This is a genomic window from Thalassovita sp. (assembly GCF_963691685.1).
In the GTDB taxonomy this organism is placed as follows: domain Bacteria; phylum Pseudomonadota; class Alphaproteobacteria; order Rhodobacterales; family Rhodobacteraceae; genus Thalassobius.
In genome coordinates, this window is record NZ_OY829290.1 from 89942 (window position 1) to 106594 (window position 16653).

Sequence of the window (16653 nt, forward strand, 5' to 3'; positions counted from 1 at the left end):
GCCTCAATACCCGGCGCATTTTTGCGCTCTTGGTTGGCCCTAAAAATGAGTCATCTGCGAGTCGGGGTCAATTTCTTTTTTGTATCAGCGCGTTACATTTCACTCTTGATACAAGATATTGTGCACCGGTTTGAAGGATCGCCTATGGTGTGGTGTGACCCCCAATTGGGTCAATGCAGCCTTATGTGTCGCGGTTGGATACCCGGCGTTTGTTTCCCATCCGTAACCCGGAAATTCGGCCCCCAACTGTTGCATGATCTCATCACGTGCGATTTTTGCCGCGATGGAGGCAGCGGCGATTGACACAGAACGGGCGTCGCCTTTGACCACGGTTTCGGCAGGAATGTTGAGGCCACGCGGCACCATGTTGCCGTCAATCAGGGCGAAATCGGCGGGGTGTTTCAGCCCCTGCACCGCGCGCAGCATGGCGATGTGGCTGGCGCGCAAGATGTTGTGTTCATCAATTTCGGCAACGCTGGCATGGGCGACGCAGACATCAGCGTGTTGCAGCACCTCCTCCAGTAGGGCGGCGCGGCGTTTGGCGCTCAGCTGTTTTGAATCGTTCAGGCCATCGGGAATGCGGGTCGGGTCCAGCACCACGGCGGCGGCGGTGACCGGGCCCGCCAGCGGGCCACGGCCAACCTCATCAACGCCAGCGACGCGCAGGTAACCCTGCGCGTGCGCCTGCTGCTCAAAGGAAAAGTCCGGGATCAGTTTTGTTTTGCTCATCTGTTCTGTGAACCCGGATTCTTGCCCCAGTTCAAGGGACCTCTGTGAGGGGACCGCAGGGAAGGCACTTGCGCGGTCCCCTCTGTTACGCCCGATCAGTTGCGGGCGATGGTGTAGCCGCGATCACGCAGGCAGCGTGCCAGGTAGCCTTTCTTGCGGCCATTCTGGGTCCAGATCGGCAGGCGGCAGGCGTTGGGCAGGCGGTCGGCGCGCTGGTAGTGGCGGTTGAGGCATTTGGCGCGCAGCACCTTGGTGTTGCTTCCCAGCGCAGTGGTGGCGCGGGTCACGCAGCGGCGCGGCAGAACCTTGCGCGGTTTCGGGCGGGGCGTGTGAACGACGTCGCGGTCGCGGCGGTCGTTGTTGTCAGACAGCGCCTTGCCCAGGATCACCAGCGCGGTGGCGCCGAACAGAAACTTGGCGATATCTTCGTCGCTGGCCGCGCGGGCGGGGGCGGCGCTGATTGAGGTGATGGTCAGGGCGGCGGCCAGGACGGAGGCAATGAACTTACGGGACATGATGGGGTTCCTAACTGTGTTTACGCGTTGATTTCAGGTGCCCTGATGCGCTGTGGCGGCTCATGTGTCGCGCCGTTGGCTGCACCGTTTCGGGCTGTGAATTCAACTTGGGCCACCCCCCTTGAGACAGGCAATAACACCCCCCTGTTATCGAATATCGCCGTGCGGAAACCCCTTTGGTTATTGAATAACACCCCCTTTCGGCGCATGTTGGCGGTATGAAACACACCCTTGCCATAACCCTCTCTTTGACGCTTCTGGCGGTCGCCGCACCGCAGGGCGCCAGTGCCGCCTGTTACGCCGATTATAAGGCCAAGCAGGACAATCCCCTGAAGCTGCATTACGGCGTCGCCGAACTGACCGGTGCCTGCGCCAAGAAAGCTGCCAAGGCCGAGCTGACACCACGTCTGGCGCGTGACGGCTGGACGCTGCTGAATGTTCTGTCGGTGTTTGGAGATGACGGTTTGCAAGAAAGGAAAGAGAGTGCCGGAACCTACTTCCTCCGCTTCTGACGCCCGCCGATCCGGCACCCGGATCGTATCTTTCGGCATTGCTGCCATTGTCTGTCTGCTGCTTCTGGCGGCAGTTTTTCTGTTTCTGACCCTGCCGGATGCAAATGCCTTCAACATGCGGGTCGAACGGATCTTTGTTGAAAATGACGGTCTGACCAATGCCGCTGACATCAAGCTGCTGGAGATCCTTGCGCAGTCGGGCACGGCCTTTGCCGATACGCTGACCAGCTACCGGATGGTGATCTTTGTCCTGCTGGTCTTTGCCACTGCGATGCTGATTGCCGCTTTGGTCTTTCTGGTGATGCTGGTGATGATGAACCGTCGCATGGCGCAGATCGAACATGCGGGGATTCAAGTGTCCTCGCTGCTGATCAGCCGGGATGAAAACACGGTTTACCTGAACAACATGGGTTTCAAGCTGACTGCGGCAGCGATGGAAACACTTTCGGTTCTGGCCGAAGCGCGGATGGACGAAGATTTGCTGTCAGGTGCTGAGATTGAAGCGATGGTGTCGGGCAAGGATTCTTCGGACTGCGAAGAAGCCGCTGGCGCCACCCGGATCAAGCGCCTGCGCGACACGCTGGGCAATCAGATGGTCAGTGAGCTGCTGGTGAAAAACATTGCCCGCAAAGGCTATATGCTGGCGGTGGACAAGGATGTGATCCGGATGGTTTGAGCCTAGTCGCCACCTCCACCACCGCCGCCGCTGTCGCCACCATCAAATCCGCCATCGCTGCTGCTGTCGTTAACCCAGGCGCCCCCCGGTTCACCCGGGTGGATGTCTGAGCGCATTTCGCTGCCGTCCAGTTCCGTCCAGATCCAGACACCGCTGGCATCCTGGTGCAGGCTTTTGCGGCGGCGGCGATATTTGCGTGGCTCCCAAAAGGTGGAGATCAGGAAAACCGCCATGGCGATCACAAAAATGGCGACATATTCAAATTCAATGTGCATCTATTGACCCTGTTGGCAGATGTAAAAAAGGGGCCCGCAGGCCCCTTAAACTGTGTCACTTGCCGCGCAGCGTGTCGCCAAAGCTCAGCGTTGGCGTCAGCTCCACATGATCTTCGATCTCGGCGTCAGGGTTGGCGGTGCGTTCCACAATGATCTCGGCAGCTTTTGCCCCGATCTCGGCCCGGCAGGCATCCATTGTTGCCAGCTGTTTCGGCAAGCCCTGCAGCAGCTCAACACCGTTGAACCCGGCCAGACCGATCTGGCCCGGGACATCCACACCCTTTTCCATCAGGTAGAGCAGACCACCCGCGCCGATCATGTCGTTGGAGTAGTAGAGGAAATCCAGATCCGGGGTGCGTTCCAGCATGGCGGCGGTCATTTCGCGGCCTTTGCCCAGGGCTGATCCGCCCGAGTAGAACTCCTGATCGGCAACCTCAACGCCGCCTTTGGCCAGCGCCTGTGTCATGCCTTCGAACCGTTTGCGGGCGCGGTGGTCCAGCGGCATCTTGGTGCCCATGAAGCCGATGCGCTTGTAGCCTGCTTCCAGAATGGCCTCACCAATGTGCTGCCCGGCGCGACGGTGGGAAATGCCGACCATAGCGTCGATCGGATCCCCGTCCACATCCATGATTTCAACCACCGGGATACCCGCAGCCCGCAGCATGGCGCGCGAGGCTTCGGAATGCTCCAGCCCGGCGATGATCACCCCTGAGGGACGCCATGACAGCATCTCATAAAGGACCTTCTCCTCTTTCTCAGGCAGGTAGTCGGTGATGCCGACAACAGGTTGCAGATCGGTATCTTCCAGCACCCGGCTGATCCCTGTCATCACCTCAGGAAACACCATGTTGGACATGGAGGGGATGATCACACCCACCAGATTCACACGCTGACTGGCAAGGGCACCGGCGATTTTATTGGGGACATAGCCCAGCTGTTTGGCGGCCTGCAGCACCTTTTCACGGGTGGCTTGGCTGACGTCGCTGCGGTTGCGCAACACCCGGCTGACGGTCATTTCCGAAACGCCTGATGCTTCCGAGACATCACGCAGGGTGAGGGGGCGGTTATCGTTCCGGCTCAATCGCACCATCCTGAATAAACAAGGTTTCTTCATTGTTAGCGCGAACCCACGGGCTTGTTCAAGCCACCGTCACCAGCTAAGACGTCCGGGCGTGGCCCTGTGGCTCAACTGGATAGAGCAGCCCCCTCCTAAGGGGCAGGTTGCAGGTTCGAATCCTGCCGGGGTCGCCAAAACCACCTGAAAAATATGGTTTATTTACAGGACGTTGTGCGGAAGACTGCAAAAAGTCCCGTCAGCTTTCGGGCCGTAATCGACTGAAACGACCGATTTCTCGTACAAAACCTGTACAAAATTCGCACGTTTGTGCGTATTTTGGGGGCCAATCATGAGCCGCCATAGCTTTGATCCCGAAATCGCGGGACTTGTTGGCCTGAATGCGGCGGTGATTTTCCAGAACATCACCTTCTGGATCGAGAAGAACCAAGCCAATCGCCGCAACCATCGAGACGGGCGGTATTGGACTTACAATTCGATCTCGGCCTTTAGTGAGTTGTTCCCCTATCTGAGCGAAAAGCAGATCCGAACAGCGCTCGAAAAGCTGGTCAGTGCAGAGCTGATCATCAAGGGCAATTTCAGCGATGATCGCTATGACCGGACCTGTTGGTATGCCCTGGGCAACTCCATTTGCCCAAATGGGCAAATCGATCCGACCGAAAGGGAAAATGATGCATTTGCCCCTGAGGGCAAGCCATCTGCCCCAGAGGGCAAGTCCTATAAGAACAGATATAAACCATATCAAAAACCAAATCTTTCGCACGCGAAGGTAGCGGTGGAGGATGAGGTTTCAGAAAAGATTTTGTCCGCCTATCCCGAGGATCGCGTTCGCGGCAAAGCGGTTTGTAACTCGCAGATCCGCCAAGCGCTGGCCGACGGAGTGGACGCCAAAGACCTCGAGGACGCCGTGCGGACCTATGCGACCGAGAGCGAAGGCTTCACCCGCTCCAAGGTGTGCTTCTCCGACAATTGGTTCTCCTCTGGCCGTTGGTTGAAATACCTTCAGGAGGTTGAGGAGGCGCGAGAAGCGGGCAAAGCCAAAGAGGTGGAATTGCTGAAAGGTTTGGCCGACTGGGTCACGGACAAGCATCCCCTTTGCCGCCACATAACACCCGGCCAAGTGACCGCTTTGCTAGCCGCGAACCTAGTCAGCTCAGCTGAAATCGAAGCGGCGGGGCTCAGAGCATGACCGCAACCGATCCAACCGAAGAGCGAACAGCAAGGTTACCCACCGATTACATCGGCGGGACTTGTGAGGGGCGGCAAGCCTCCCCTTCAAACCCTAACCAGACGCACGCAAGCGGCGTCAAAGAGGGCCTTTCCGAGAGCGTGATCTTTCGATGCACACCGTCGGAAAAGGAAGCGCTTGTGGCCAAGGCGCGCGCCGCTGGCCTGCCCAATGCCACGCTGATGCGCGAGGCCTTGGGGCTGACCGAGGCGCGTCGGCGCAAGCCCGTCCCCCAAGTTGATCCGAAGCTGACCTTTGCGGTTGCCCGTGTCGGCGGCAACCTCAATCAGCTCTCCCGCTGGATCAACGGCGCGGTCAAATCCGGCCGCGCGAACCAGATCGACGCGCTCAAGATCGTGGTGCAGCTAGTGGTCATCGAACGACAGATGGCGCAGATCGTGGCGGCACACACGGGCGGTGGCGAATGATCATCTCGTTCTTTTCCACCGGCACAGGCGGCGGAGCCGCACCCGTCGACTACCTGACAGCGCGTGAAGTTCTTGCCTATGACGAGAACCGCCGCCTCATCCGCGACGACACCAGTAAACCGCAAACCAAGATCCGCGACCCGTTGCCTGAGGTGCTGCACGGTAACCCCGACCAAACCCGCGACCTTATCGATGCGAGCTCCAACAAATGGAGCTACACGGCAGGTGTGATCAGCTTTGCCGACAGCGACGATCCCAGTCCCGCCGCCCAGCAAGAGGCCATTGAGCTATTTGAGGCTCTGGCCTTTGCTGGGCTGGACAGGGATCAATACGATTGTCTCTGGGTGCGCCACTCGCATGAAGGCAATGTCGAGCTGCACTTCTGCACGCCACGCCTTGAGCTGAGCACGGGCAAGGCGTTGAACATCGCACCGCCAGGCCATGAAAACGCCTTTTCCAGCCTGCGTGATTTGATGAACAAGACGCACGGTTGGGCAGACCCTTTGGAGCCAGATCGCGCTCGCGAAGTGAGGGCGACGATTGAAGCGCCGACGCGCGCGCAAGGTCGCGAAGCGCTGCACGATTGGATCCTCGATCAGATCAGCGTCGGCACCATCACCGACCGCGCCAGCATGATCGATGCTTTGGCCGATGCAGCCTTTGATATCCCCCGTGCCAGCAAGAATTACATCACCGCCAAAGACCCTGACACCGGCGAGCGCTGGCGTTTGAAAGGAGCGATTTTCCATGACGACTGGCAAGCCGAACCGCCTCGCCGAGAAATTGAACGCAGACCTGGAGACAGTACGCAGCGACCACGCCGCCTTGATGGCATCTCAACTGGAGAGCTTCAGGAGCGATTTCAGCAGCATTGCGACCAGCGCGCTACATACAATCGAGACCGATATCAGGTTCTTTCTGAGCGACAGCAGGAGCGAGTTGGAGAGGCGGAGCGAGACGATCAGGCGCTGGTTGACGATCTCACCCTGGGTGATCGTGGTGATGGTCTCATCCTGGATCGCGACAGTGCTGATCGCGAGTTGGTTTTGGACGGGTTTGATCACGCGCTCGGAGATGACGAGGCTTGGCCTGACACGGATCGAACAGGCTGGGCAGACATGGGTGACGCTGGACCCCGACCGGACCGAATTGAAGACCTGCACCATGGCCGGGACGCCGGTCATCTGTATCGAGATCAAGGAACCCTAGATGACACAGACCCTGACAGCATTGGAACGCGAATTGCTCGCATCCGTCGAGCGGTTGGTGACGGCCTGCGAGAGTTCAGCCAAGGAATTGCACGCCTTGGAGAAGCGCTCGACCAGCAGGATCGAAAGCAAGGTGAATGGCTTGGCGCATTGCGTGGCGCTATTGATGAAATCACATCTCACGTCCGTCACCACATTGGCCGACTTGCTGCGCGAGGAGCAGAATTACGCGACGCTGCAGGCGGGGTTAGAGACCAGCTGGAAACTAGCGAAAGACGCCGAGAAGCGGTTGACCGAGAGCTAGACGCGAGAGATAGCCACCGCAGCGCCGGACATTCGCTTTGATCTAACTGCAAATGTTGGCGTGGTTCGAGGGTCTGCAGTGGGAATCTTAGATTCGTTCTGCAGCAATTCACCACACGTCTGCGATTTCTTTGCTGGGTGCGTATGCGGATAAACCGGAACTTCATGTAGAATGCAGCGAAGAGCTCGAAAGAGCCCATAGCGGAAGTCCTTAAATGTTGCTGCGAGCGCTTGCAGCATGGAAATTTCTGCAGATGCGAGCCAAGCGGCACTACTGTGCAGCAGGAAAACCAGCCGACCATTAACGCTACAGATGGGTATTCCAACGAAAGAGCTGCGCAAGTAAGCTTTGGCATATGATTTATGCCGCCCTCATTCCCGTGAGGTTTGACCAAGTTCAACCCAAAAGGAGTAGTCTTCAATGCTGATGCCAAATTCGGTACCTGACCTTCGTGAAGCAGCCGCCGCCGCTCGCGAGAACGCTTATGCGCCTTATTCGAACTTCAAGGTTGGCGCCGCCATGCGCGGAGCATCTGGGAAGATCTACATCGGAGCAAATGTTGAGAATGTCGCCTATCCAGTGGGCACTTGCGCTGAGGAAGCGGCGCTTGCTGCCATGATTGTCGCAGGGGAGACCGAAGTCATTGAGGCCTATGTCATTGCAGACTCGCCAGAACCTGTGCCGCCCTGCGGTGCCTGCCGACAGCGCTTAAAAGAGTTTGGCAAAAACGATGTGACCGTTTGGATGGGCACCACCGACGGCAAAGAAGAAGCCACAACGATCGGTGACCTGCTACCCGGGGCTTTTGATGCCGGATACATGGCCCGCAGTTAAGAGGTCAGGTCAGCCGCAGCACGATTTCCGCGATGTGCGCAGGTCCAACTTCACAGCAGCCGCCTATGATGGTCGCTCCCATCTGAGCCCAGTCCTCCGCAAAATCGGCATAGGCTGCTGGCGTTAGATCTGTACGCGCTGACAATTCTTGAACGGTCGCACCCACCTGGACGAAACTCTGGGTGATTTCAGTGAAACCGTTTGCGTAAGCACCGAAGGGTTTTCCGCAGCCTTTGATGACGTCTACGGCCATTGTTACCGCTTCGGGGGTAGCGCAATTGACAAGCAAGGCGTCCGCTCGGTCGATGCGGTCCATCACGTGTTCGAGAGGCTCTCCCGAGCGTAACTTCGTGCCGTCATAGTCATCGACGGACACGCTGAGCCAAATGGGCTTTCCATGCCCGGTTGCGCCCTCAAGCGTTGCATCAACGTGGGCCAAGGCAGAGACCGTCTCGATCAGGAAATGATCCACATACGGGGCTTGGATGCGGCAAATCTCAGCAAAGCGGTCTACCGCGTCGTGCGGCAGTGGGCCGGTCTGATAGGATCCGAACAAAGGGCCAATCGCCCCCGCCACACTCCCAACTTCTGCGGCGTCACGAGACGCACACGCAATCTCACACGCGGCACGGTGAAGCGGTTCGAACTGTTCATCAAGCCCGGCGGCGATCAGCCGGTCATGATGGATGGCATAGCTGTTGGTGGTCGCCACCATGGCGCCTGCAGCAAAGAAATCGTCATGCACCGCCCGCACAAGCTCTTGCTCGTCCAACAGCACTTTGGTCGCCCAAAGCGGCGTTGGTTTTGCAGCACTTCGCGCAATGAGCTCTTGGCCCATGCCGCCATCCAGAATGGTGATCATGATACGTTTCTATGCTGCCGTTGGCGTTGCAGATTTCCTCCGACCCCGCCGCTCGCGCTTGGGATGTGCCACCTCGACATCGGTGCCGTCGCTTTCGGAGGAAAACGCGCCAAGGGCTGTGCTGATCGCCTCTAGGCTTGGACGGGCACCGATCTCCTGCGTGTCGAGCGCCTCTCGCATTTTCTCCAAGTGTGCTGGGGTCGTGCCGCAACAGCCGCCGATAACTTTGGCACCCGCCGCGCGGGCCAAGACCGCATATTCTGCCATCAGCTCTGGTGTTCCATCATAGTGGATTTCGCCATCAATGTATTTCGGGATACCTGCATTGCCCTTCGCGACGATCGGTATCTCGGGGTATGCTTGGTGAAAGCCCAAGACAGTCCGCAGCAAGTCAGACGCACCCACGCCGCAATTGGCTCCGAAGGCGACGGGCGGATTGTCGAGGTTTTTGACCAAATCGACCAATTCGGGTGACGTGACACCCATCATCGTGCGTCCCGCGGTGTCGAAGGTCATGGTCCCGACCCAGGGAATCTCAACACGGGCGAAGGCTTCCGCGGCTGCGCGGTACTCCTCTGGTGCTGATATCGTCTCGAGCCACAGGATGTCCGCCCCGCCGTCCTTGAGGCCACGTGCCGTCTCTTCAAAGATGTCGACCGCTTCTGCATGGCTGAGCGAGCCTACTGGTTCCATGATATCGCCGGTTGGCCCAACCGAGCCTGCGACGATCACAGGACGCCCCGCGGCGTCAGCAATCTCGCGCCCGAGCTCCGCGGACCTTTTGGACAGTTCATAAGCGCGATGACCTGCATCATGCAGATTGAGACGAGAGCGGTTCGCGCCAAACGAATTGGTGAGGAAGAGGTCCGACCCAGCCTCCACCGCGCCACGATAGAGCGCACGGATGTTGTCAGGCTTGGTGTCGTTCCACAGCTCAGGGCAATCGCCAGATTCCAGACCCATGTTGAACAGATTGGTACCGGTGGCCCCGTCGGCCATGAGCCAATCGCGCTCATTCAAGAATTCGATAAAGTCCATCACAATGGCGCCCTTGCTCAAACTATTACCATTTTGCGTTCGCACGCCGAGCGAGATGAATCAATTTCAATTTTCTCATGAAGAACATGAGGTGCATGTGGCTTTTTCAGGGTTCAGGTTTGAGCCGTGAGCGCCTCAGAAAAGCGCATTGGCTGGCCGGTACTGGGCGTCACAAGTTCGCCGTCCCACATGACCTTATGGCCACGAACAATCGTACCCACTGGCCAGCCGGTGACCGTGACACCATCGTAGGGCGTCCACCCCGCGCGGGATGCAATCCAATCATTGGTAATGGTCTCGCGCCGCTTCATGTCCACAATTGTGAGATCAGCATCGTAGCCAACCGCAATGCGGCCCTTTCCAACAATCCCAAACAGGCGGTTGGGTCCATGACTTGTCATATCGACAAATCTTTCCAAGCTTAGACTGCCTTCGTTCACGTGGTTCAACATGATCGGCACGAGGGTCTGAACACCCGTCATGCCAGAATGGCTGTCTGGATAGGCATGTTCTTTTTCCTCGCGGGTGTGCGGTGCGTGATCCGATCCCAGGATATCCGCGACGCCATTCGCCACACCTGCCCAAATCTGATCCTGGTGTGACTTGTCGCGTACGGGCGGGTTCATTTGGGCATAGGTCCCAAGACGCGCGTAGGCAGTATTATCGAGGGTGAGGTGATGGGGCGTGACTTCGACGCTGGCGACGTCTTTATGGTCCGCAAGAAAGGCGATCTCTTCCCCGGTTGAAATGTGCAAAACGTGAATCCGCTTACCGGTCTTGTGTGCCAATGCGACAAGACGTTTGGTACAGTTCAGCGCGACCTCGGGCGACCGCCAGACAGGATGGCTTGAGGGATCGCTTTGGACACGAAGGTCCTTGCGCTCTTCCAGCATGTATTCGTCTTCGCTGTGAAACGCAGCACGGCGGGAGATCGCGTTCAAGATCGCTTCCACTCCGTCGTCGTCTTGGACCAAAAGTGACCCTGTCGACGATCCCATGAAGACCTTTACTCCCGCACAACCCGGCAGTCTTTCGAGGATAGGGAGCTCCGCGACGTTCGAGTGAGTTCCACCCACATAGAAAGCAAAATCGCAATGCATGCGGTTCTTTGCTGCGGCGATCTTTTCTTCGAATGTCTCGCGGGTCGTTGTCAGCGGGTTGGTGTTGGGCATCTCAAACACGCCTGTGACACCGCCCAAGACTGCCCCGCGCGATCCGCTTTCAAGGTCTTCTTTGTGCGTCAAACCCGGCTCTCGAAAATGGACCTGGGTATCGACAACGCCCGGAAGAATGTGCAGGCCCTTGCAATCGATCACGGCTTTCGATGCTGCGCGCGACAAGTTGCCCAAAGCGGTAATCCGCCCGTTCTCTACGCCGATGTCTGTCTCATGGATTCCGTGATGGTTGACGACAGTTCCGCGCCGAAAAATCGTATCAAAGCTATTCATATGTTGTTGGATCCGAAGTTTAGGCAGTTGAGCTGCAGGAAGAGCACAGACCATGTACCTCAATGACATGGCGCTGCGGCAGGAATCCTGTTTCTTCAACGAAACCAGAGAGGTTTTCGACAAGGCGCGGGGCGGAGCGTTCTTGGACAGTTCCGCATTCGTCGCAGATCGACAGCACAGTCGATTTGTGAGTGAAATCGCATTGGCAAGCGATGTAAGCCTTGAGGGACTCGACCCGGTGAACCCGACCGGACTTAGTCAAACCGGCAAGCGCATTGTAAACCGTCGGTGGCGCGATTTTTGGATGTGACGCCTGCAACCGATGCAGCACGTCGTAGGCGGACATGGCACCATCAGCCTCTCGCAGCACGGCGAGTATCTCAGCCCGCATTTGTTCACCGCGTTTTGTCATGGAACACCTCGCTTCATTTCATGCGCGGGTTGTCGACAGGCGGCACAGGATCGAACCCTGACCCGCCCCATGGATTACAGCGTGCCAGACGGTGAAGCGTCAACCAAAGCCCACGGACGGGCCCATGGGTTTCCAGGGCTTCGATCGCATAGACAGAACAGCTTGGTTGAAAGCGGCAAGAATGCCCAATCCAAGGCGACAGGATCAATCGATAGCCATGGATTGGAAGGATAAGGAGCCGCACAAAGAAAGCCCTCATGCGCGCATCCTCCAACGGCTCTCGCGGCCAGAGTCTTCAACTTCTACGCCCATCTCTAGTAGTTGATCGCGCAATTCGTCGGCACGCGACCAATCGCGATCAAAGCGCGCTTGCGCCCGCTGAGCAACCAGCGCTTCGATGTGATCGACCTCGCCAGCGCCCGCATGCGCCCAAGCAATTGGATCCTGCTGAAGGAGACCAAGGAAACTGCCCGCCTCGCGCAGGCCTGCCGCGATCTGGGCGCGGCGGCTTGGGTCGGCTTCAGAATGCACTTGCGCGGCAAGTGCATGCAGCGCGGCGAAGGCAGCCGGCGTGTTCAAGTCATCATCAAGCGCGGTCAGCACAGGGGCCATATCATCCGGCGATGGCTCTGCCGCCGGCTGATCGCGCAGCGTGCCGTAGAGCCGGTTCAGCGCCGAGCGCGCGGCCTTTGGTGTCTCTGGCGTCCAGTCGAGCGGTTGGCGATAGTGTGCGGATAGGAGCGCATAGCGGATCGCCTCGCCGGGAGCTTCCTTCAAGAGATCGCGCACCAAGAGAACATTGCCGAGCGACTTGGACATCTTCGCCCCTGACACGGTCACATGGCCATTGTGGACCCAGAACCGTGCCTTGGTGCCTTGTGCAATCTCGTTTTCATGATGGGGGAAGCGCAGATCGATACCGCCGCCGTGAATGTCGATCTGCGCGCCCAGATGCGCGCGGATCATAGCAGAACATTCGATATGCCAGCCGGGTCGCCCAAAGCCCCACGGGCTATCCCAGCCGGGTTGACCTGCTCCCGAGGGCTTCCAAAGCACGAAGTCGCGCGGATCACGCTTCCAAGGCGCAACCTCAACCCGCGCACCGGCAAGCATCTCATCCGGGTTCGCGCCAGAAAGCTTGCCATAATCCGGAAAGGCGGGAATGTGAAAGAGCACATGGCCTTCTGCTGCGTAGGCTTTTCCCGAGGCAATCAGCCCTTCGATCATCTCGATCATTGGTCCGATATGCGCGGTGGCATGGGGCTCAATATCCGGCGGGGCAACACCCAGTGCAGCAAGGTCTTCGTGATAGGCCGCTGTGAACTCGGTTGAAATTGCCTCGCAACTCACCTCTTTCGCGGCGGCGGCTATTATCTTGTCATCCACATCGGTGATGTTGCGGGCATAGGTGAGTTTTGGCACCTGCGCGCGCAGCACCCGCGCCAGAACGTCGAACACCACCGCCGGGCGTGCGTTGCCTATATGCGCGTAGGAGTATACGGTCGGGCCGCAAACATACATACGCGCGTGATCCGGATCGCTTGGAACGAACGGTTCGAGCTTGCGGCCCATGGAATTGAATAACTGCAGCATCGGTCAGAACGGCATCTCAACTGTTTCGTGAATCATGCCTTCGGTTGTTGTTTCGATTTCCTTTGGCTTCATGCGAAGCATGTTCAAGCTGGCGTCGAGATCGTCGTGGCTCATGTTTCGAGCAATCACGACGACCCGGCTTATCGCATCTTGCCCGCTCCAGGATTTCAAAGGCACCGGGGCGTCAAAGATGTGTTGGACACCATGGAAGACAAAGGGCCAGTCCATCCCCTCAACATGCACAATGCCTTTGATCCGCAAGAGATCGGGGCCCTTTATTGCGATCAGCATGTCGAGCCAGAAATCAAAAACGCTGGCCGGGATTGGATCGGATACTTCGATAGACGCTGATCTAATTTGGTTTCCGTGGTGGCTTTCTTGGTCATGTCCGTGATGGTGGTCATGGCCCCCGTGGTCGTGTGATTGAACCTTTTCCGACTTGCCGACCCAAGCTTCGATGTCTTCTGTGTTGGAGTCTTCCCGTAGCGCCGACAATCCGAACAAAGCGCCTGTCGGCACTTTTCCGTGGTCGGCGTGGATGCGTTGCGCGGAGTTGTTGATCGTGCTCACTTGTGCCTGGTAGGACGCAAGTTCGGCTACGGACACCAAATCCGTTTTGGTGATAACTATTAAGTCTGCAAGGGCGATCTGGTTGACCGCTTCGGTCTGTGACTTCAGTGTACCCGACCCAGTAGCTGCGTCGGCAACGGTCACAACCCCGTCCATGCGGTAGTAATGCGGCATAAGCTGGTCAACAACCAAGGTATGAATGATGGGGGCTGGTTCCGCGATGCCCGTTGTCTCAATGACGATGCGGTCAAATGCAAGCTCACCGCCCTGCTTGCGCGCCATGAGTTTCCCGAGCGTCTTGGCAATGTCGCCCCGGAACGTGCAGCACAGGCAACCCGATTGCATCAGGATCGTTTCTTCGGTCGATGCTTCGATCAAGTCATGGTCAAGACCAGCCGCACCGAATTCGTTCATGATCACAGCGATCCGGCCTGCTTCTGGGTCATTGATCAAGTGGTTCAGTAAGGTCGTTTTTCCAGCGCCGAGAAAGCCAGTCAGCAAGGTCACGGGGATACGCTCATCAATCGTGTCCATGGGAGTGTTCGTCCTCTTTACAATCCTGCGTTCCTGCGCGAATAGCTTTATGTTATAAAGTAATATATCGCAAGGTGAGCACATGAGCAAAATCGAATTTCAACTCCGTACTTCGGTCGAGCAGGTTGAAGAGGGCACGGACTTCGCCCCAAAATTTGACGAGCATGGGTTGCTGCCATGCATCACCACTGACGCGGACAGCGGCGATGTACTGATGCTGGGGTGGATGAATGAGAAAGCCCTTAAGCTCACGATTGAAACTGGCGAAGCGCATTACTTCAGCCGCGCGCGCCAAGTGCTTTGGCACAAAGGCGCAACTTCTGGTTTGGTGCAAAAGGTTGTTGAGGCCAGAATTGATGACGACCAAGATGCGGTTTGGCTCAAGGTAGAGGTCGCCGGGTCCGGCGCATCTTGTCACGTGGGGTACATGTCTTGCTTCTACCGCGCTGTGCCAACAGCTGAAAACGCAGGGCAACCGCTTCAATTTGTGGAAAGCGACAAGACCTTTGATCCCATGAAGGTTTATGGTGATGTCCCGAACCCAACCCAACTCTGATCAAGCATGGATGGAACGCGCATTGGTCTTGGCGCGTGAGGTGCGAGGTCACGTTTGGCCTAACCCACCTGTGGGCTGCGTGATTGTAAAACACGGCGTAGTTGTTTCTGAGGCGGCCACACATCCCGGCGGCCGTCCCCATGCAGAGCGCAAGGCGATTGAGCAAGCCGGTCAAATGGCAGACGGAGCCACGCTCTTTGTGACGCTGGAGCCGTGCTGCCATTGGGGAAGAACGCCGCCGTGTACGGACGCGATCATCGGTGCAGGCATTGCGCGTGTGGTTTGCGCCGTTCAAGATCCCGATCCACGCGTAAATGGCGGCGGATTTGCGACGCTCCAGGAGGCTGGAATTGATGTTGTGGTTGGAGTTTGCAGTGCAGACGCTGAGGCAATGATGTCCGGCTTTTTCCATCGCGTTCATTTTGGCGTGCCAGAGTTGGTTGTTTCGTTGGAAAGCGGAAACGCGATCCCCGACGGGACAGACGCTGTTTTGGTATCAGGCGAGACTAAGGTGGTTCTCACAACCCGTTCCGGAACCATGGAGAGCGACCTCAAAAACCCGCATCATCTGCTCAGGTGGATGGGGAACCTTGGCCTCACCACGGTGGCAATCCCTAAACTCGATAGGTTTTGGCGCGAATTCCAAGCCCATGCGGAGGTCCCTGCGCGTAGTGATGGGGCGCAGATGGCAATGCCTCCCGGCGAAGTAGGCACCTAGCCATGCAGAAGGCACTCATGCACAAGGCCCAAGGCTTTTGGCACACACATCGGGTCAAGTGATTGGTGCGCGAGCAGTTGGGCGGAGGCGTTCAGTGTTTGGTGTCGGTGCGAGAGACGGTATGTACCGATCCGGGATGTGAGGGTCCGGCAACTGAAATTCGGATCGTTACTCTGGGCTTTCGTGAGATCAGCGCGTTGATTCATAAGCAGGCCTCGGACATCAGACTAAACGACATTCTGACGATTTTTTGAGAACGCTTCCGGTGATGCCTCAAAGCTACAGCGACTTTGACCTCAGGCGCGCCTCTACCGAGGATGCAAAAGCGTGTTCCAAGATTGGTCTGGTCTTACCTGCTTGCGCTTTAGCCTAAATCCCAAGGCATGTTGCCTGCGTTCCGGGTTCTTTCTGATCGGACGGGGCCCAAGAAGAACGCGGATCTGGGCGTGTCTTCCGCCGCGAAAGCGCGGATGACACTATCTCGCGTCTCTAAACGTTCCAGCAGTGCTCGCAGATTTGGCAGCGACGTCACTGCGCCCCGTTCTAGCGGATCGTGCCTTGGAGCGACCAACGACCAACGCACGCAGCCAGCCAAATAGAAATCACAAACGCTCAAGTTCGCGCCCAGTAACCATGGCCCACCAGTGTCTCTTATTTGGGCATCCAAGATCTCGTAGTGTGACCTCATACGCTTTTTGATGAATGGCCGCACGCTTTCGGCTCGGCTTTCACCAACGTATCGCTCTGTTTAGTATTGGATTTGGGCATCTGCATGCAGTGTGTTTGACAGGAAGTAGAGCGTTTTTAGGAACAAGGCTCGCTGAGCGCGGTCTGAAATAGCTGGAGAAAGTGCTCCCTCTTGCTCTGCCAAATACTGAAGGATCGCACCGGTTTCAGACAGGGTGACACCAGTGCTTTCGTCGGCAAGAACAGGAACCATCTCACGTGGATTTAGCTTTAGGAATTCAGGGCTTTGATGTGCACCTCGATGCATATCAACGACTTCATCTCGGTAAGCTGCGCCTATTTCCTCGAGAGCCATGCGGATGACATGGCTCGCGCAATCAGGAAAGGAAAACAGAACATAGCTCATAAATTTGGATAGCGTCTCGTGTGTTGTCCCAACGTCGGTTTCGTA

21 protein-coding genes and 1 tRNA gene are annotated in these 16653 nt (G+C 57.4%); 9 read left to right on the forward strand and 13 right to left on the reverse strand.

Annotated features, from left to right (window positions below):
- Window positions 1–99: 99 nt before the first annotated feature.
- Window positions 100–729 (reverse strand): ribonuclease HII, encoded by a 630-nt coding sequence (locus tag ACORLH_RS00375; RefSeq protein WP_321830624.1) that lies wholly within the window; start codon window positions 727–729, stop codon window positions 100–102.
- A gap of 95 nt (window positions 730–824) precedes the next feature.
- Window positions 825–1244 (reverse strand): hypothetical protein, encoded by a 420-nt coding sequence (locus ACORLH_RS00380; protein ID WP_321830626.1) that lies wholly within the window; start codon window positions 1242–1244, stop codon window positions 825–827.
- A 218-nt stretch (window positions 1245–1462) separates the two neighbouring features.
- Here ACORLH_RS00380 and ACORLH_RS00385 point away from each other — a divergent pair, with 218 nt between their 5' ends.
- Both ACORLH_RS00385 and ACORLH_RS00390 read left to right on the forward strand, forming a co-directional pair.
- Complete coding sequence (locus ACORLH_RS00385; RefSeq protein ID WP_321830627.1) at window positions 1463–1756, forward strand: hypothetical protein; 294 nt, start codon at window positions 1463–1465, stop codon at window positions 1754–1756.
- Window positions 1728–2432, forward strand: coding sequence for a hypothetical protein (locus ACORLH_RS00390; protein ID WP_321830628.1), 705 nt, complete (start codon window positions 1728–1730; stop codon window positions 2430–2432). Before ACORLH_RS00385 ends, ACORLH_RS00390 begins: the two co-directional genes overlap by 29 nt.
- A gap of 2 nt (window positions 2433–2434) precedes the next feature.
- Here ACORLH_RS00390 and ACORLH_RS00395 read toward each other — a convergent pair whose 3' ends face one another.
- Together ACORLH_RS00395 and ACORLH_RS00400 are read right to left on the reverse strand one after the other, a co-directional pair.
- Window positions 2435–2707: a hypothetical protein gene (locus ACORLH_RS00395; RefSeq protein ID WP_321830630.1), complete on the reverse strand. Its 273-nt coding sequence runs from the start codon at window positions 2705–2707 to the stop codon at window positions 2435–2437.
- Between the two features lie 55 nt (window positions 2708–2762).
- The gene (locus ACORLH_RS00400; protein ID WP_321830631.1) at window positions 2763–3788 is read right to left on the reverse strand and encodes a LacI family DNA-binding transcriptional regulator; all 1026 of its coding nucleotides are present in this window, start codon (window positions 3786–3788) and stop codon (window positions 2763–2765) included.
- 93 nt (window positions 3789–3881) lie between these two features.
- Between ACORLH_RS00400 and ACORLH_RS00405 the strand changes: the two genes are divergently transcribed.
- The 5 genes from ACORLH_RS00405 to cdd all read left to right on the forward strand — a co-directional run bounded on the left by ACORLH_RS00405 (window position 3882) and on the right by cdd (window position 7784).
- Window positions 3882–3958: transfer RNA gene (locus ACORLH_RS00405), tRNA-Arg, on the forward strand.
- Window positions 3959–4170: 212 nt separating this feature from the next.
- Window positions 4171–4971, forward strand: a complete 801-nt coding sequence (locus ACORLH_RS00410; protein WP_321830632.1) for a hypothetical protein — start codon at window positions 4171–4173, stop codon at window positions 4969–4971.
- Window positions 4968–5438, forward strand: a complete 471-nt coding sequence (locus ACORLH_RS00415) for a plasmid mobilization protein (protein WP_321830633.1) — start codon at window positions 4968–4970, stop codon at window positions 5436–5438. The genes ACORLH_RS00410 and ACORLH_RS00415 overlap by 4 nt, the downstream gene beginning before the upstream one ends.
- Window positions 5435–6991 (forward strand): relaxase/mobilization nuclease domain-containing protein, encoded by a 1557-nt coding sequence (locus tag ACORLH_RS00420; RefSeq protein WP_321830634.1) that lies wholly within the window; start codon window positions 5435–5437, stop codon window positions 6989–6991. Before ACORLH_RS00415 ends, ACORLH_RS00420 begins: the two co-directional genes overlap by 4 nt.
- Window positions 6992–7370: 379 nt before the next feature.
- A complete protein-coding gene (gene cdd / locus ACORLH_RS00425) occupies window positions 7371–7784 on the forward strand; it encodes a cytidine deaminase (RefSeq protein WP_294119319.1) in 414 nt (137 codons plus the stop codon).
- A gap of 4 nt (window positions 7785–7788) precedes the next feature.
- On the opposite strand, the gene ACORLH_RS00430 is transcribed toward cdd, so the two are convergent.
- The 7 genes from ACORLH_RS00430 to ACORLH_RS00460 all read right to left on the reverse strand — a co-directional run bounded on the left by ACORLH_RS00430 (window position 7789) and on the right by ACORLH_RS00460 (window position 14241).
- Window positions 7789–8646: a homocysteine S-methyltransferase family protein gene (locus ACORLH_RS00430; protein WP_321830636.1), complete on the reverse strand. Its 858-nt coding sequence runs from the start codon at window positions 8644–8646 to the stop codon at window positions 7789–7791.
- A 9-nt stretch (window positions 8647–8655) separates the two neighbouring features.
- Entirely contained in the window at window positions 8656–9684 is a 1029-nt protein-coding gene (gene bmt, locus ACORLH_RS00435) for a betaine--homocysteine S-methyltransferase (RefSeq protein ID WP_321830637.1), read from the reverse strand.
- Between the two features lie 113 nt (window positions 9685–9797).
- Window positions 9798–11132 (reverse strand): dihydroorotase, encoded by a 1335-nt coding sequence (locus tag ACORLH_RS00440; RefSeq protein ID WP_321830638.1) that lies wholly within the window; start codon window positions 11130–11132, stop codon window positions 9798–9800.
- Window positions 11133–11151: 19 nt separating this feature from the next.
- Entirely contained in the window at window positions 11152–11544 is a 393-nt protein-coding gene (locus ACORLH_RS00445; RefSeq protein ID WP_321830639.1) for a transcriptional repressor, read from the reverse strand.
- A 13-nt stretch (window positions 11545–11557) separates the two neighbouring features.
- Window positions 11558–11803 (reverse strand): membrane protein insertion efficiency factor YidD, encoded by a 246-nt coding sequence (yidD, locus tag ACORLH_RS00450; protein WP_321830640.1) that lies wholly within the window; start codon window positions 11801–11803, stop codon window positions 11558–11560.
- Window positions 11800–13137: a cysteine--tRNA ligase gene (cysS, locus tag ACORLH_RS00455; protein WP_321830641.1), complete on the reverse strand. Its 1338-nt coding sequence runs from the start codon at window positions 13135–13137 to the stop codon at window positions 11800–11802. The genes yidD and cysS overlap by 4 nt, the downstream gene beginning before the upstream one ends.
- A gap of 3 nt (window positions 13138–13140) precedes the next feature.
- The gene (locus ACORLH_RS00460; protein ID WP_321830642.1) at window positions 13141–14241 is read right to left on the reverse strand and encodes a GTP-binding protein; all 1101 of its coding nucleotides are present in this window, start codon (window positions 14239–14241) and stop codon (window positions 13141–13143) included.
- Between the two features lie 82 nt (window positions 14242–14323).
- On the opposite strand from ACORLH_RS00460, the gene hisI reads away from it, so the two are divergent.
- Window positions 14324–14797, forward strand: a complete 474-nt coding sequence (gene hisI / locus ACORLH_RS00465; protein ID WP_321830643.1) for a phosphoribosyl-AMP cyclohydrolase — start codon at window positions 14324–14326, stop codon at window positions 14795–14797.
- 10 nt (window positions 14798–14807) lie between these two features.
- Window positions 14808–15515: a bifunctional diaminohydroxyphosphoribosylaminopyrimidine deaminase/5-amino-6-(5-phosphoribosylamino)uracil reductase RibD gene (gene ribD, locus ACORLH_RS00470; protein ID WP_321832878.1), complete on the forward strand. Its 708-nt coding sequence runs from the start codon at window positions 14808–14810 to the stop codon at window positions 15513–15515.
- A 364-nt stretch (window positions 15516–15879) separates the two neighbouring features.
- Here ribD and ACORLH_RS00475 read toward each other — a convergent pair whose 3' ends face one another.
- Window positions 15880–16227 (reverse strand): glutathione S-transferase family protein, encoded by a 348-nt coding sequence (locus ACORLH_RS00475; RefSeq protein ID WP_366011450.1) that lies wholly within the window; start codon window positions 16225–16227, stop codon window positions 15880–15882.
- A 36-nt stretch (window positions 16228–16263) separates the two neighbouring features.
- On the reverse strand, window positions 16264–16608 hold the full coding sequence (locus ACORLH_RS00480; RefSeq protein WP_321830644.1) for a glutathione S-transferase family protein: 345 nt from the start codon (window positions 16606–16608) through the stop codon (window positions 16264–16266).
- Window positions 16609–16653 lie beyond the last annotated feature (45 nt).

What these genes read in the sequence shown, in the direction of transcription:
- ribD (WP_321832878.1), top strand. Translation starts at nt 14,808, where the DNA reads ATGGAACGCGCATTGGTCTTGGCGCGTGAGGTGCGAGGTCACGTTTGG.
- cysS (WP_321830641.1), bottom strand. Translation starts at nt 13,137, where the DNA reads ATGCTGCAGTTATTCAATTCCATGGGCCGCAAGCTCGAACCGTTCGTT.
- ACORLH_RS00415 (WP_321830633.1), top strand. Translation starts at nt 4,968, where the DNA reads ATGACCGCAACCGATCCAACCGAAGAGCGAACAGCAAGGTTACCCACC.
- ACORLH_RS00385 (WP_321830627.1), top strand. Translation starts at nt 1,463, where the DNA reads ATGAAACACACCCTTGCCATAACCCTCTCTTTGACGCTTCTGGCGGTC.
- ACORLH_RS00375 (WP_321830624.1), bottom strand. Translation starts at nt 729, where the DNA reads ATGAGCAAAACAAAACTGATCCCGGACTTTTCCTTTGAGCAGCAGGCG.
- ACORLH_RS00460 (WP_321830642.1), bottom strand. Translation starts at nt 14,241, where the DNA reads ATGGACACGATTGATGAGCGTATCCCCGTGACCTTGCTGACTGGCTTT.
- cdd (WP_294119319.1), top strand. Translation starts at nt 7,371, where the DNA reads ATGCTGATGCCAAATTCGGTACCTGACCTTCGTGAAGCAGCCGCCGCC.
- yidD (WP_321830640.1), bottom strand. Translation starts at nt 11,803, where the DNA reads ATGAGGGCTTTCTTTGTGCGGCTCCTTATCCTTCCAATCCATGGCTAT.
- ACORLH_RS00420 (WP_321830634.1), top strand. Translation starts at nt 5,435, where the DNA reads ATGATCATCTCGTTCTTTTCCACCGGCACAGGCGGCGGAGCCGCACCC.
- ACORLH_RS00395 (WP_321830630.1), bottom strand. Translation starts at nt 2,707, where the DNA reads ATGCACATTGAATTTGAATATGTCGCCATTTTTGTGATCGCCATGGCG.
- ACORLH_RS00480 (WP_321830644.1), bottom strand. Translation starts at nt 16,608, where the DNA reads ATGAGCTATGTTCTGTTTTCCTTTCCTGATTGCGCGAGCCATGTCATC.
- ACORLH_RS00445 (WP_321830639.1), bottom strand. Translation starts at nt 11,544, where the DNA reads ATGACAAAACGCGGTGAACAAATGCGGGCTGAGATACTCGCCGTGCTG.
- ACORLH_RS00380 (WP_321830626.1), bottom strand. Translation starts at nt 1,244, where the DNA reads ATGTCCCGTAAGTTCATTGCCTCCGTCCTGGCCGCCGCCCTGACCATC.
- ACORLH_RS00430 (WP_321830636.1), bottom strand. Translation starts at nt 8,646, where the DNA reads ATGATCACCATTCTGGATGGCGGCATGGGCCAAGAGCTCATTGCGCGA.
- hisI (WP_321830643.1), top strand. Translation starts at nt 14,324, where the DNA reads ATGAGCAAAATCGAATTTCAACTCCGTACTTCGGTCGAGCAGGTTGAA.
- bmt (WP_321830637.1), bottom strand. Translation starts at nt 9,684, where the DNA reads ATGGACTTTATCGAATTCTTGAATGAGCGCGATTGGCTCATGGCCGAC.
- ACORLH_RS00440 (WP_321830638.1), bottom strand. Translation starts at nt 11,132, where the DNA reads ATGAATAGCTTTGATACGATTTTTCGGCGCGGAACTGTCGTCAACCAT.